Below are 13,715 nucleotides of genomic sequence, written 5' to 3' on the forward strand. Positions count from 1 at the left end.
ATTTTGTGCAGGTCATCAGCGGTTATAGACCGCGCGCGACGAGAATCAAAACAACAAATCATTCTATAAAAATCAATATAATCAATAAGTTAATAAATATCACCAGCACAAAAAGGACGCGCTTTCACGCATCCTCAAGGGAAATAAATAACAACGAAAATAGACGTCGTGCAGGACGCTTATTCCGCGGACACTGGAACTAATACGTCTTTTACCAGCGGGTCATCGGTGGTTTTTAACCACGTCTGGATCCGCGGATCAGAAAAAGCCTGTTTTAATTTGACGATATTTTCCTGCGATAAATACGGTGTACCAATCACTAATTGCGAAGCAAAGGTGCGCGGCGCCGGCGGGAATAATATGCCTTTCTCACGCGGCACTTTCCCGGCGTCAAATTGCGAGACATAGCCGATGGCGGCATCCACCGAATTTAACGCCCGCGGCATGGTCAGCAGATCCAGCTCTTTAAAGACAAACTGATGCGGGTTACCGACAATATTTTTCAGCTTCGCCGTGCGCGGCTCCACCGCCGGGTCGAGCGAGATCAACCCAATGCGCTGGAGCAGCCACAGGGCCTGCCCCTGATTGGCGCCATCGTCAGGCACGACAATGGTCGCGCCGTTGGGCAACGCCTGTACCGACGAGTAGCGGTCGGAATAGATGCCAAACGCCCACTGGAACACCGGCACCGTGGTCGACAGCGCAAAGCCGTTAGCGTCCACCACCTGTTTAAGCCACCACTGATGCTGATAGATCGTCCCGGCATACTGACCTTCCGCTACCGCGCGGTCAGCCTGGACCGGATCCTGCACCCCCACCGCCTCCAGTTTCAGACCGTAATCGGGCGCAATATGCTGATTAATATACTCAATGATCCGCTGCTCGCCGGCCATCGCCGGCTCGTAGTGAATTTTTAACGTGCTGCCGAAGACCACCTGCTGGCTTTGGGTATGTCCCCGCCACCACCAGAAGGCGATGGCGAGCAGGATAATCACCGCCAGCGCCGCCAGCCAGGGCCAGCGCCGCGCTTTACGTAACTCAAATTGCTCTGTTGTCATACAAGGTTCCCCTGCGTGTGGCGTAAACGGTTGACCAGACGGTCACCCAAAAATTGAATCAACTGGATCGTGGCGATCAGGGCAACGATCGTCGCGATCATGATGTGGTTGTCGAAGCGCTGATAGCCGTACACCACGGCCAGGTAGCCGATGCCGCCGGCGCCGATGGTCCCGGCGATAGCCGAATACTCGATCATCGAGACCAGGTTTAGCGTCACCGCCGCCACCAGCGCGGGCATGGCTTCACTGAGCTGCGCGCTGGAAATGATTTGCCAGCGCGACCCGCCGCAGACGACCCCCACCGCGGTGACCTCCGCCGGCAACTCGCGCAGCGCGTTCTCCACCAGACGGCCAAAGAACGGGACGCCGGCGGCGATCATCGGCACTACCGCGGCGGGGATGCCAATCGTGGTGCCGGTCAGCCAGTAAGTGAACGGGATAATGGCGGCCATCAGCACCAGAAACGGCAGCGAACGTCCCATATTGACCACCCAGTTCAGCAGCCGGTACAGCAGTGCGTGCGGAAATAAGCCCCGCGGCGAGGCATTAAACAACACCACCCCCACCAGCCCTCCCAGCGTGACGACAAACAGCATCACAATGGCCACCATCAGCCAGGTTTCGCCATAGGCGGGGAGCAGCAGCGAAGGGATTTCGCCCCAGGGGGTATCCTGACTGATGACTGTCGGTTTCATACCGCCTCCCTGAGCAACGGCGCGCTGTCGAGGATCTCCGCCGTTATGCCGAGCTGCGCCAGCAGGCCCTGCAGTCGCGCGGGCGACAGGCTTTCGCCCTGAAAGCGCACTCCGGCCTGCAGGCGACCGGCCAGCCGACCATTAATCACCTCGACGTGACCGCCAAGGAGATCGATCTGCAGCGCCCACTGCTGGCTCAGGCGGCTGATCCAGTCGGTGGCCACCGGCACATCCCAGCGGTAGCTCAGACGCAGCAGCAGATCGCTGTGGGTAGCTGCCGCCGGCGTCAGCGGCAACAGCTGCTGGCCGAGCAGAGAATCGGGACGCGCCAGCAGATCTTCGATCCGCCCGTACTGGACGATCGTCCCGTCGCGGATCTCCGCCACCGCATCCGCCGCCGTGCGCACCGCGTCCATTTCATGGGTAATCAGGACGATCGCCAGCTGGTACTCATCACGCAGCCGCTTGAGCAGAGCCAGCACCGAGGCCGTGGCCTGAGGATCGAGGCCGGAGGTGGCTTCATCCGCCAGCAGAACGGACGGGCGCAGCGCCAGCGCGCGGGCAATGCCGATCCGCTGGCGCTGGCCGCCTGAGAGCTGGGCCGGCCAGGCATCCGCTTTGTGGCTCAGGCCGACGCTCTCCAGCAGCTCGCCAACCCGCGCCTTGATATCGCGCTCCACCACACCAAGCCACGCCAGCGGCAGGGCGACATTCTCCCAGGCGGTCCTGCGGCTCAACAGCGCCGAAGACTGGAAAACGGTGCCAATCGCCCGCCGTTCCCGGCGCAGCGCCTCGCCGGACAGCGCCGACAGATCCTGGCCATTGATACGAATGCTGCCGCTGTCCGGTTGCTCCAGCAGGCTGATGCAGCGCGCCAGGGTTGATTTACCGGCGCCGCTCGGCCCCACCACCGCGGTGATGGAGCGCTCAGGCACCTGCAGCGACAGCCCTTTCAGCACCGCGCTGAGCCGGCCATCCGCCGTGCGGTAACTTTTATGCAGGTCATCAATAGCGATCATGTCACCTTCTCCTCTACCGATGCCGCCGTGCGCGCATCGCGGCGGTAGCTGGCGCCCGGGTGAGGCGCGGCCAGACGCGGGCCGGCGCCGAACAGTTTTTCGCGCAGGGTCCCCTCGCGGTACTCCTGCTTAAAGACGCCGCGCTTTTGCAGCTCAGGCACCAGCAGCTCGACGACGTCGCGGAAGGTTTCGTGAGTGACGGCATAGGCGAGGTTAAAGCCATCGACGTCCGTCTCTTCGACCCAGGACTGCAGTTCGTCCGCCACGGTTTGCGCGCTGCCAACCACCAGCGGACCGAAGCCGCCGATCCCCGCCCAATCGGCCAGGGCCTGCACCGTCCACTGGCGGTTCGGATCAGCGGTCGAAAAGGCCTCCACCGCCGACTGAATAGCGTTGGTGTGCAGATACTTCAGCACCTGATCCGGCTGATACTGGCCGAAATCGATCCCCGTCCAGCCGGAGAGCAGCGCCAGCGCGCCTTCATAGCTGACGTACTGCTTATATTCCTGCCACTTCGCCTGTGCCTCGCGGTCGGTGTCGCCGACAATCACCGTCTGCAGGTTGAAGATCAGGATGCTGTGCGGATCGCGCCCCGCCTCAGCTGCCCGGCGGCGAATATCCGCCACCGTCTTCTTCAGCAGCACCTTCGACGGCGCTGCGACGAAGACGCATTCGGCATGGCCGGCGGCGAACTGTTTGCCGCGGCTGGACGCCCCCGCCTGATACAGCACCGGCGTGCGCTGCGGGGATGGCTCGCAGAGGTGGATCCCCGGCACGGAAAAGAACTGTCCCTGATGGTTAATGGGATGGATTTTCCGCGGATCGCTGAAGATCTTCCGCTCTCTGTCGCGCAGCACCGCCCCATCCTCCCAGCTTCCCTCCAGCAGTTTGTAGATCACCTGCAAATACTCATCGGCATAGTCATAGCGGGTGTCATGGTCGGTCTGGGTCTGCTGGCCGATATTGCGCGCCCCGCTCTCCAGATAGGAGGTGACGATATTCCAGCCCACCCGCCCTTTGGTCAGATGATCGAGCGTCGACAGACGACGAGCGAAGGGGTAAGGATGCTCAAACGACAGCGAGGCGGTCAGGCCGAAGCCCAGATGCTCCGTCACCAGCGCCATTGGGGTGATCAGAGCCAGCGGATCGTTGACCGGAACCTGCGTCGCCTGGCGGATCGCCGCATCGCCGCTGCCGTTCAGCACGTCATAGATCCCCAGCACGTCGGCGATAAACAGCCCGTCGAACTTGCCGCGCTCCAGCAGCCGCGCCAGATCCACCCAGTACTCCAGATCTTTATACTGCCAGGAGCGATCCCGGGGATGCGCCCACAGGCCCGGCGACTGATGGCCGACGCAGTTCATATCGAAAGCGTTAAGACGAATTTCACGTTGTGATGACATAGCAATCTCCATAGCGCGGCCCGTCGCCGGGGCGCACGCGGCAAAATGAATCAGGGAAAAGAAAGAGAGGTATTCAGTACGCAGGACATCGGGAGTCCTGCGGGATCCCGAGCGTGAGTAACGCTTGCGCCGCCACGTCAGCGGCATGGTCGGCTACCTGCGGCAGGCCCATCAGTTCGCCAAAACGCCCGCGGGCGGCCGGACCGGCCACCAGCACCGGCAGCGCCTCAACGTGCGGCTCAGCCACTGCCCGGGAACGGCTGTCCACCTCCAGGCCCATGCCGAGGGCATCGGCGCGAATCAGGCCGCGGCGGGCGAGGTCCTGTAAAAATGGCTGGCTGTCGGTCAGGGCGCGGTGTGCGGGTCCGGTGGTCAGGATCAGGTGATCGACGCTCAGCGTCTGCACGCCGCCGCCGCGCCGCGCCAGCGTCAGACGCAGCGTTTCGCCTTCACCGCTTATCGACAGTAGCCTGGCCGCCTGCACCTGCAGACTGCCCGTGCGCTGGCGCGCCTCCAGCACCTCGGCGACCTGCGGCGCCACGCGGTAGCGGTGGACATCCCAGTAATGGCGCAGATGGCGCAGAAAACGCTGGCGATCGGCGACGCTGAGCGCCTGCCAGATCCGTTGCCCCTGCTGACGAACCGCATCCAGCACCCCCTGCCAGCTCAGGCCCTGCTGCGCCGCATACGCGACGTCGAGGCGGATCTGGCGCAGGCGCTGGCGCAGGCTGCCCTGCTGATAGTCGCCAGGCCAGGTTGCCCCTGCGCCGCTAAGGTTGCCGCGCGACAGCAGGCCATGGCGCGAAAAGGCGACGATACTGCCGCGGTGGCCCAGCCGGTCCAGCGTCGCGACCGTATCGGCCATGGTTAATCCGGTGCCCATCACCGCCACCCGGGCGTGCGGGGCGATGGCATCGAGCGCGCCTGGCTGCCACGGGTTGGCAATCAGCGCCGGATGATGACGCCAGGCTTCGGCCTGTGCCGGCAGCGCAGGCGGTGGATGACTGATCGCCAGCACCAGCAGATCGGCCTTAAGCTGCAGGCCGCCGTCGGTGGTCACCATCCCCTGATGAAAAGCGAGCGCCCGATCGCGCAGGTGGCGAAGCCGTCCGCCGCTGGACGCCGCGGCGTCGGCAAAACGCTGCGCCACATAGCGACCAAACTGGCCGCGCTGAGGGTAGACGGAACCGTCCGGGCGCAGCGCCTGCACATCGACGGTAAAGGCAGGCTGATGGCGGTACCAATGATCGAAGGCGCCCTCTTCGTCGCCGGCCAGCTGCATGCGAGCGGCCGGAACGTTAATCCGGTGCGTCGGCTCCGCGGTGGAGTAGGCCACCCCGGCCCCGGGGGACTGGCGCGGCTCCAGCAGCGTCACGCGCACCCCGTTCGGCGCCAGGCGCAGCAGCTCAATCGCCACCGCCGCGCCGCTAAAGCCGCCGCCGATAATCACGATATGCGGTTCTGCACTCATCGCTGCCCTCCTCCGGTATGCTGTCTCATGGTCGCGCTCCTGGCCATCAGCTGGCGCTGGCCTGGCGCACCGGGCGCTTATCGCCGCCGATGGTTTCGCCAAACGGACCGGTGTTCACGCTGCGCGCCTTCGACGAGGCCGCGTTTTCCAGCGGCAGCAGAGGCATCACCAGCTCAGCAAAGCGGTGCGCTTCTTCCAGATGTGGGTAGCCGGAGAAGATAAAGTTGCTGATGCCGAGCGCCTGATATTCGCGGATGCGTTCCGCTACCTGCTGCGGATTACCTACCAGCGCGGTACCCGCGCCGCCGCGCACCAGTCCGACGCCGGCCCACAGATTAGGCGCAATGCGCAGATTATCGCGCGATCCCTGATGCAGGGCGCTCATCCGCGCCTGGCCGGCCGAGTCCATGCGGGCGAAGATCTTTTGCGCCTGGGCAATGGTATCGTCGTCAAGATGGGCGATCAGCCGGTCGGCGGCGGCCCATGCCTCTTCTTCCGTTTCGCGCACAATGACGTGCAGACGAATGCCGTACTGCAGGGTGCGTCCGCGGGCCGCGGCGCGCTCGCGCACCACCGCCAGCTTCTCCGCCACCAGTTCCGGGGGTTCGCCCCACGTCAGATAGCTGTCGATCTGCTCGGCCGCCACATCAATGGCCGCATCAGAAGAGCCGCCGAAATAGAGCGGCGGGCCATTCTCCTGCACCGGCGGGAACAACACCTCAGCGCCTTCCACGTGAATATGCTCGCCGTGATAATCCACTTTTTCCCCGCGCAGCAGGCGGGTGTAAACCTCAAGAAATTCGCGGGTCACCTGATAGCGCTCGCTGTGGCTGAGGAAGATACCGTCGCCTTTGTTTTCCACCGGGTCGCCGCCGGTAACGACGTTGATCAGCAGCCGACCTTCCGATAAACGGTCGAGGGTGGCCGCCATCCGCGCCGCCAGGGTTGGCGGCTGCAGGCCCGGCCTGACCGCCACCAGATAGCGCAGACGGCGGGTCAACGGCGCCAGCGCCGAGGCCACCAGCCACGAATCTTCACAGCTTTTACCGGTGGGGATCAGCACGCCGTAGTAGCCCAGGCTGTCGGCTGCCAGCGCCACCTGCTGCAGATAAGGTAAATCGACCGGGCGTCCACCCTCGGTGGTACCCAGATAACGGCCATCGCCATGGGTAGGTAAGAACCAGAAGACATTGATCTTGTCGGGAGCTTGCTGCGTCATTATCTATTTCCTATATAACCATATCCGATATTTATCGAAGAGATGTTTTAATTTGGTTATATGAGTGTTAGCGATAATCATGCCAATGGTGAATAAAAAATTAATCTTTTAAAATCAATGCACTGAAAACGGCTTCGCCGCGCCGCGCTGTTGCAAATCGCGCAGCCGCCGCGCATCCGCTGGCGCATTTGCAACAGCCGCGGGCCTTCCCCCTCTGGTTTCTGCGGCCGCCGCAGGATAAGTTCAGAGCGTCAACGATCGGAGGCCCGCTATGCTGAACCCAGAATCCCCTTCCACCGCTCCCGCGCTGATCGACCCGGCGTCGAAGGCCTTCCAGAGCCTGCTGGACAAACTCGCGCCAACGGAGGCGACCGTGCTGATCGTGGGCGAAACCGGCACCGGCAAGGAGGTGGTGGCCCGCTATCTCCATCATCACAGCGCCCGTCGCCAGCAGCCGTTTCTGGCCGTTAACTGCGGCGCGCTGACCGAGAGCCTCGCCGAAGCTGAACTGTTCGGCCATGAGAAAGGCGCCTTCACCGGCGCGCAGCAGGGACAGCCCGGCTGGTTTGAAGCCGCGGAAGGGGGGACGCTGCTGCTGGACGAGATCGGCGAATTAAGCCTGCCGCTGCAGGTCAAGCTGCTGCGAGTGCTGCAGGAGCGTGAAATTACCCGCGTCGGCTCACGCAAAGCGATTAAAGTGAATGTCCGGGTGATTGCCGCCACCCACGTTGACCTGGCCCAGGCGATCCGCGAGCGCCGCTTTCGCGAGGATCTCTACTATCGACTGAATATCGCGGTGGTGCCGCTGCCGCCGCTGCGCCAGCGTCGGCAGGATATCCCGCTGCTGGCGCACCACTTTTTATCACTCTACGCCCGGCGCCTCGGGCGGCCAACCCTGCGTCTGGCGCCGGAATCACTGGCCCGGCTGATGGACTATTCGTGGCCGGGCAATATTCGCGAGCTGGAAAACACCCTGCACAACGCGGTGCTGCTCAGTAAAGAAGAGGAGATCAGTCCTGCCCAGCTGCGCCTGGCGACGCTCAACGACGCCCCGGGGCCGGCGAGCGATCATGAACTGGACGACTTTATTCGCCACCAGCTGGCGCTTCCCGGCGAGCCGCTGTGGCAGCGAGTGACCAGCGCCCTGATTCGCCACGCCATGGCACATTGCGACGATAACCAGAGCCAGGCGGCCGCGCTGTTGGGGATCAGCCGGCATACCTTGCGCACCCAGCTCGCTAACCTCGGGCTGATCAAAAGCCGCCGCCGCCCGCCTGCGCCGCCGCGGGCGTTCGCCAACGCAGCCGGGGCCGATCGCGAACTGCGCATTGGCTACCAGCGCTTCGGCAGCCTCGGGATCCTGAAAGCCCGTCAGAGCCTGGAAACCGCCTTCGCCAGCCTCGGCGTCAACGTGCTGTGGAGTGAGTTTCCTGCCGGACCGCAGCTCCTCCACGCCCTCGCCTGCAACGAGATCGACTTCGGCACCACCGGAGAAGCGCCGCCGGTGTTTGCCCAGGCCAGCAATAGCGAACTGATGTACGTGGCGTGGGAGCCGCCGGCGCCGCGCAGCGTGGCGATGGTCGTCCCGCAGGAGAGCGACATTCGCCAGCTCAGCGATCTGCGCGGTAAACGCATCGCCCTCAATAAAGGGTCGAATGTCCACTGGCTGCTGCTGCAGATCCTCGAGGACGCCGGCCTGGGTCTGAACGATGTGCGGGTGGTCTATACCCCGCCGAAATATCCGCTGACCGCCAGCGACTATCTGGCGGTTGACGCCTGGATGATGTGGGATCCGCTGCTCAGCGACGCCGAACACACCGGCGAGCTGCGGGTGGTCGCCAGCGGCGAAGGCCGGGTCAACAACCATCAGTTTTATCTTTCGCGACGGGACTACCTCGCTCAGCATGGCGATATCATGCGCCGCCTGCTGACGGAGCTGACCCACACCGGGCAGTTTATCGACTCGCATCGCGGCGAAGCGGCCCGCTTACTCTCGGCAGAGCTGGGGATCGACGCCCGGTCGCTGAGCATGGCCCTCGCCCGCCGCAGCCATCGCCCGCGGCCGATGGATCTGTCGGTGATCCGCGCCCAGCAGACCATCGCCGATCGCTTTTACGCCCTCGGGCTTATCGCCAAACCGGTCCCGGTGCGCGAAGCGGTGTGGTACGGCGAACCCGCGCCGGACGTCATCAGACCGCTGATGGCGGTCAGTTAGCGAAATTTGCGCGTTATCTTCCTGATTGTTCAGGCGCAGATAGCCTCGATCTGATGGCGATGTTACCCTAAAGACGCTGAGAATAAGGGGGTATCTGTGGCTGTTCATCTGTTAATCGTCGACGCGTTAAATCTGATCCGCCGCATCCACGCGGTGCAGGGTTCACCCTGCGTCGATACCTGCCTGCATGCCCTGGAGCAGCTGATTGTCCACAGTCAGCCCACCCACGCGGTGGCGGTGTTCGATGATGAGGATCGCGCCCACGGCTGGCGCCACCAGCGCCTGCCGGAGTACAAAGCCGGCCGCGCGCCGATGCCGGAGACGCTGGTAGCCGAGATGCCGGCGCTGCGGGCCGCCTTCGAACAGCGGGGGATCCGCTGCTGGGCCTCGCCGGGCAGCGAAGCGGACGATCTCGCCGCCACCCTGGCGGTAAAGGTGGCCCAGGCGGGCCATCAGGCCACCATCGTCTCCACCGACAAAGGCTATTGCCAGCTGCTGTCGCCCACCATCCGCATCCGCGACTACTTTCAGAAGCGCTGGCTGGACGCCCCCTTCATCGCCAGCGAGTTCGGCGTCACCCCGGAGCAGCTGGCGGATTACTGGGGGCTGGCGGGGATCAGCAGCTCGAAGGTGCCGGGCGTGGCGGGCATTGGACCCAAAAGCGCCGCCCAGCTGCTGAACGAGTTTCAGGACCTGGAGGGGCTGTACGCCCGCCTGGCCGAGGTCCCGGAGAAGTGGCGTAAAAAGCTGGCCGCGCATCAGGAGATGGCCTTCACCTGCCGGGAGGTGGCCCGCCTGCAGACCGACCTCCAGCTGGACGGCAATCTGCAACAGCTGCGGCTGACGCGCTGACCATCGTTAAGAGGTGCGCCGGTGCAGGGTGACTGCCTCCGGCACTGCCTGCTTTACCCGGGCCAGGCAATCACCAGGCCGCCTGATATAACCCGACGATATCCGCCAGGCTCGCCTCGCGCGGGTTGCCGCCGGTACACACATCCGCCAGCGCCGCCTGGGCCAGCGCCGGAATATCCTCTTTCCTGACGCCCACCTCGCGCAGATGGCCGGGAATACCGACATCGCGGTTAAGCTGGCAGACCGCCTCTACTGCCGCCTCGCGCGCGGCGGTCAGGCTTAACGCTTCCACCCTGACGCCCATCGCCCGGGCGATGTCGCGATATTTTTCCCCGGTCGCCTCAGCATTAAAGCGCATCACGTGCGGCAGCAGGATGGCATTCGCCACGCCGTGCGGCGTGTTGTAAAAAGCGCCGAGCGGATGCGCCATACCGTGTACCAGGCCAAGCCCAACGTTGGAAAATCCCATCCCCGCCACATACTGGCCGAGCGCCATAGCTTCCCCCGCGCCGGCGTCGCCGGCAACCGAGCCGCGCAGCGCGCCGGCGATGATCTCGATGGCCTTGAGGTGCAGAGCATCGGTCAAAGCCCAGGCGCCGCGAGTGAGGTACCCTTCGATAGCATGCGTCAGGGCGTCCACGCCGGTAGCCGCCTTCAGCGCCGGCGGCATAGCGTCCATCATATCGGCATCGATAAAGGCCACCTGCGGAATATCGTGCGGGTCGACACAGACGAATTTGCGCCGCTGTTCTTCATCGGTGATGACATAGTTAATCGTCACCTCCGCCGCGGTACCCGCGGTGGTCGGCACCGCGAAGATCGGCACGCTGGGCTGACGGGTGGGCGACAGCCCCTCGAGGCTACGGACATCGGCGAATTCCGGGTTACGCTGAATAATACCGATCGCCTTACAGGTATCCTGCGGCGAACCGCCGCCGATGGCGATCAGGTAATCCGCCCCGCTGCGTTGAAAGGCCTGCAGCCCCTGCTGGACCACGGCGATGGTCGGGTTAGGGATCACGTCGCTGAACATATCCCATGCCAGCCCGGCGGCATCCAGTTTGTCGGTGACTTTCGCCGCCACGCCGCAGCGGGCGAGAGTGCTGTCGGTGACGATCAATGCTTTACGATAGCCGCGCCGCACCGCTTCATCGGTTAATGCGTTTATCGCCCCCCGGCCAAACCATGCCGTTTCATTGAGGATCATTCTGTTTGCCATCGTGGCTCTCCTGTTAGCGTTGCGGCATCACTCTTCAATGCGTAATCCGTAGGTTTTGAACTTCTCCAGCACGATGGCGATCGCCTCGTCATCCAGCACCGGGACCGGGTCGGTAATCGCCAGCGTACTGAGGTAGAGCTGGGCCAGGACCTCCACTTCATGCGCCAGCCAGAGCGCTTTCTCCAGGCTGGCCTCGCAGGCGATCAGGCCGTGATGCTGCAGCAGCGTGGCTTTGCGGTGCTTCAGCGCCACCGCGACATGCTCAGACAGTTCGCGGGTGCCGAAGGTGGCATAGGGCGCGCAGGGGATCGAATTCCCGCCGGCCGCGGCGATCATATAGTGGATGGCCGGGATGGGCCGGTTGAGGATCGACACCGCCGTACAATGGACAGCGTGATTGTGGACCACCGCCTGGGCATCGGGTCGCGTCTGGTAGGCCGCCTGATGAAAACGCCATTCGCTGGAGGGCAGTTTTCCCTGCTCATGCTGGCCGTCGGCATCAATAAAGACGATCTTGTCTTCCGTCAGCTTTTCATATGGGATACCGGTAGGGGTGATCAGCATTCCTCCCTGATAGCGCACGCTGACATTGCCGGCGGTCCCCTGATTTAACCCCAGGCGGGTCATTTCCAGGCAGGTATCGATAATCTGCCGGGCCAGTCTGTTTCTTTCCATTGCGTTCCTCTTTTGGTGACTCATCATCCATCAACGGCAGGGCAACAGAAATATCGTCGGCTACCGTGGGATAGGGTGAATAATGGTCTTCATCATCAACCTGAATATTCAAAGGGGAATTTTCATGATTATTTTTTGTGAGCCGCGTCAATTATTCCGCCATGAATAAAGCAACCATACCCATTACGAGAGAGATTAAAATGCCCGTTCTTAATAATATTTCATCAAGCGGGCATTTTATTTCTTTGTAACATTTGCCCGTTTTCCACGATATATATTCATTCGGTCATTAGCGTTGTGGTTTTGTGAATTTATTTTCTCAAACGGTCAGCGTTTTTGAAAAATTAAAGTGACAATAATCACATAAAATGGCCCACAGTACGTTAAGTGTGACCATCATCATATTAACAGACGGTTTTTATTTGAAAATGAAGCCATGAGTTCCGCCGTGACTTTCATCTCACTCACCGGCGCGTCACCTGAGCTCACTTAATTTTGCAGTCTGCTGCAGCACCAGACTGCGCCCTGAATGCTGTTGTAAATGCTTCTGAACTGATGAGGACGCTATGGGAAACACAACGATACCAACGCAAAGTTACCGCGCCATGGAGAGCGGGCAGAGTAAGAGCTACATTATTCCTTTCGCTCTGCTGTGCTCCCTCTTTTTTCTGTGGGCGGTGGCTAATAATCTGAATGATATTTTATTGCCGCAATTTCAACAGGCCTTTACCCTGACTAACTTCCAGGCCGGATTAATTCAATCGGCCTTTTACTTTGGCTATTTTATTATTCCCATCCCCGCCGGGATGTTGATGAAAAAATTCAGCTACAAAGCCGGCATCCTTACGGGTCTGTTTTTATATGCCTGCGGCGCCGCGCTGTTCTGGCCTGCCGCCGAAGTGATGAATTACACCTTATTTCTCATTGGATTATTTATTATCGCTGCCGGGCTTGGCTGTCTGGAAACCGCGGCCAACCCGTTTGTCACCGTCCTCGGTCCGGAAAGCGGCGGTCACTTCCGCCTTAATCTGGCCCAGACCTTTAACTCATTCGGCGCCATTATTGCCGTGGTATTTGGCCAGAGTCTTATTTTGTCTAACGTCCCGCATCAGCCGCAGGAGGTGCTGGATAAAATGACGCCGGAACAGCTCAGCGCCTGGAAGCACAGTCTGGTCCTGTCGGTACAAACCCCCTATATGATTATCGTGGCCATTGTCCTGCTGGTCGCCCTGCTGATCGTCTGCACCCGCTTCCCCTCCCTGCAAAGCGATGACCACAGCGACAGCGCGCAGAGCACTTTTTTCGCCTCGCTGACGCGCCTGATGCGCATCCGCCACTGGCGCTGGGCGGTACTGGCCCAGTTCTGCTACGTCGGCGCGCAAACCGCCTGCTGGAGCTACCTGATTCGCTACGCTATCGAAGAGATCCCGGGCATGACGGCCGGTTTCGCCGCCAACTACCTGACCGCCACCATGGTCTGCTTCTTTATCGGCCGTTTTACCGGCACCTGGCTTATCCGCCGCTTCGCGCCGCACAACGTGCTCGCTATCTATGCGTTTATCGCCATGCTGCTCTGTTTGCTCTCCGCCTTCAGCGGCGGCCACGTCGGTCTGCTGGCCCTGACCCTGTGCAGCGCCTTTATGTCCATTCAGTACCCGACCATCTTCTCGCTGGGGATTAAGCATCTGGGCCAGGACACCAAATATGGCTCGTCATTTATCGTCATGACCATTATCGGCGGCGGGATAGTTACCCCGGTGATGGGCTTTGTCAGCGACGCCGCCGGCAATATCCCGACCGCCGAACTGGTCCCGGCGCTGTGCTTCGCCATCATCTTTATTTTTGCCCGTTTCCGTTCACAAGCGGCGACGAACTAAACCTGTTATCCG

At 61.8% G+C, this 13,715-nt stretch carries 12 protein-coding genes; 3 read left to right on the top strand and 9 right to left on the bottom strand.

Annotated features, from left to right (window positions below; genetic code table 11):
* Nucleotides 1-179: 179 nt before the first annotated feature.
* From BHE81_RS13975 to BHE81_RS28230, 7 genes are all read right to left on the bottom strand, one after another.
* Nucleotides 180-1,058 (bottom strand): MetQ/NlpA family ABC transporter substrate-binding protein, encoded by an 879-nt coding sequence (locus tag BHE81_RS13975; protein ID WP_002915265.1) that lies wholly within the window; start codon nt 1,056-1,058, stop codon nt 180-182.
* Nucleotides 1,055-1,753, bottom strand: coding sequence for a methionine ABC transporter permease (locus BHE81_RS13980; RefSeq protein WP_023285505.1), 699 nt, complete (start codon nt 1,751-1,753; stop codon nt 1,055-1,057). Before BHE81_RS13980 ends, BHE81_RS13975 begins: the two co-directional genes overlap by 4 nt.
* Nucleotides 1,750-2,772, bottom strand: a complete 1,023-nt coding sequence (locus BHE81_RS13985; protein ID WP_023285506.1) for a methionine ABC transporter ATP-binding protein — start codon at nt 2,770-2,772, stop codon at nt 1,750-1,752. Before BHE81_RS13985 ends, BHE81_RS13980 begins: the two co-directional genes overlap by 4 nt.
* Complete coding sequence (locus BHE81_RS13990) at nt 2,769-4,175, bottom strand: LLM class flavin-dependent oxidoreductase (protein ID WP_004890067.1); 1,407 nt, start codon at nt 4,173-4,175, stop codon at nt 2,769-2,771. The genes BHE81_RS13985 and BHE81_RS13990 overlap by 4 nt, the downstream gene beginning before the upstream one ends.
* A gap of 73 nt (nt 4,176-4,248) precedes the next feature.
* The gene (locus BHE81_RS13995; protein ID WP_023285507.1) at nt 4,249-5,646 is read right to left on the bottom strand and encodes an FAD/NAD(P)-binding protein; all 1,398 of its coding nucleotides are present in this window, start codon (nt 5,644-5,646) and stop codon (nt 4,249-4,251) included.
* 46 nt (nt 5,647-5,692) lie between these two features.
* A complete protein-coding gene (gene ssuD / locus BHE81_RS14000) occupies nt 5,693-6,865 on the bottom strand; it encodes an FMNH2-dependent alkanesulfonate monooxygenase (RefSeq protein ID WP_023301524.1) in 1,173 nt (390 codons plus the stop codon).
* A 77-nt stretch (nt 6,866-6,942) separates the two neighbouring features.
* A complete protein-coding gene (locus BHE81_RS28230) occupies nt 6,943-7,059 on the bottom strand; it encodes a hypothetical protein (RefSeq protein ID WP_004219275.1) in 117 nt (38 codons plus the stop codon).
* A gap of 77 nt (nt 7,060-7,136) precedes the next feature.
* Here BHE81_RS28230 and BHE81_RS14005 point away from each other — a divergent pair, with 77 nt between their 5' ends.
* Together BHE81_RS14005 and xni are read left to right on the top strand one after the other, a co-directional pair.
* Complete coding sequence (locus tag BHE81_RS14005) at nt 7,137-9,080, top strand: sigma-54-dependent Fis family transcriptional regulator (protein ID WP_004142865.1); 1,944 nt, start codon at nt 7,137-7,139, stop codon at nt 9,078-9,080.
* 96 nt (nt 9,081-9,176) lie between these two features.
* Nucleotides 9,177-9,932 (top strand): flap endonuclease Xni, encoded by a 756-nt coding sequence (xni, locus tag BHE81_RS14010; protein ID WP_004142871.1) that lies wholly within the window; start codon nt 9,177-9,179, stop codon nt 9,930-9,932.
* Between the two features lie 70 nt (nt 9,933-10,002).
* Here the strand turns inward: xni and fucO are convergent, their stop codons facing one another.
* Together fucO and fucA are read right to left on the bottom strand one after the other, a co-directional pair.
* Nucleotides 10,003-11,151: a lactaldehyde reductase gene (gene fucO, locus BHE81_RS14015; RefSeq protein ID WP_004149581.1), complete on the bottom strand. Its 1,149-nt coding sequence runs from the start codon at nt 11,149-11,151 to the stop codon at nt 10,003-10,005.
* Nucleotides 11,152-11,178: 27 nt separating this feature from the next.
* Nucleotides 11,179-11,826, bottom strand: coding sequence for an L-fuculose-phosphate aldolase (fucA, locus tag BHE81_RS14020; protein ID WP_002915470.1), 648 nt, complete (start codon nt 11,824-11,826; stop codon nt 11,179-11,181).
* Nucleotides 11,827-12,392: 566 nt separating this feature from the next.
* On the opposite strand from fucA, the gene fucP reads away from it, so the two are divergent.
* On the top strand, nt 12,393-13,703 hold the full coding sequence (gene fucP, locus BHE81_RS14025) for an L-fucose:H+ symporter permease (protein ID WP_004151076.1): 1,311 nt from the start codon (nt 12,393-12,395) through the stop codon (nt 13,701-13,703).
* The last annotated feature ends 12 nt before the right edge of the window (nt 13,704-13,715 follow it).

The sequence above is a fragment of the Klebsiella sp. AqSCr genome, from assembly GCF_008452795.1.
GTDB classification, from domain to species: Bacteria; Pseudomonadota; Gammaproteobacteria; order Enterobacterales; family Enterobacteriaceae; genus Klebsiella; species Klebsiella pneumoniae.

Excerpts from the sequence above, each read along its gene's own strand:
- BHE81_RS13975 (WP_002915265.1), bottom strand. The coding sequence starts at position 1,058 with ATGACAACAGAGCAATTTGAGTTACGTAAAGCGCGGCGCTGGCCCTGG.
- BHE81_RS13980 (WP_023285505.1), bottom strand. The coding sequence starts at position 1,753 with ATGAAACCGACAGTCATCAGTCAGGATACCCCCTGGGGCGAAATCCCT.
- BHE81_RS13985 (WP_023285506.1), bottom strand. The coding sequence starts at position 2,772 with ATGATCGCTATTGATGACCTGCATAAAAGTTACCGCACGGCGGATGGC.
- BHE81_RS13990 (WP_004890067.1), bottom strand. The coding sequence starts at position 4,175 with ATGTCATCACAACGTGAAATTCGTCTTAACGCTTTCGATATGAACTGC.
- BHE81_RS13995 (WP_023285507.1), bottom strand. The coding sequence starts at position 5,646 with ATGAGTGCAGAACCGCATATCGTGATTATCGGCGGCGGCTTTAGCGGC.
- ssuD (WP_023301524.1), bottom strand. The coding sequence starts at position 6,865 with ATGACGCAGCAAGCTCCCGACAAGATCAATGTCTTCTGGTTCTTACCT.
- BHE81_RS14005 (WP_004142865.1), top strand. The coding sequence starts at position 7,137 with ATGCTGAACCCAGAATCCCCTTCCACCGCTCCCGCGCTGATCGACCCG.
- fucO (WP_004149581.1), bottom strand. The coding sequence starts at position 11,151 with ATGGCAAACAGAATGATCCTCAATGAAACGGCATGGTTTGGCCGGGGG.
- fucA (WP_002915470.1), bottom strand. The coding sequence starts at position 11,826 with ATGGAAAGAAACAGACTGGCCCGGCAGATTATCGATACCTGCCTGGAA.
- fucP (WP_004151076.1), top strand. The coding sequence starts at position 12,393 with ATGGGAAACACAACGATACCAACGCAAAGTTACCGCGCCATGGAGAGC.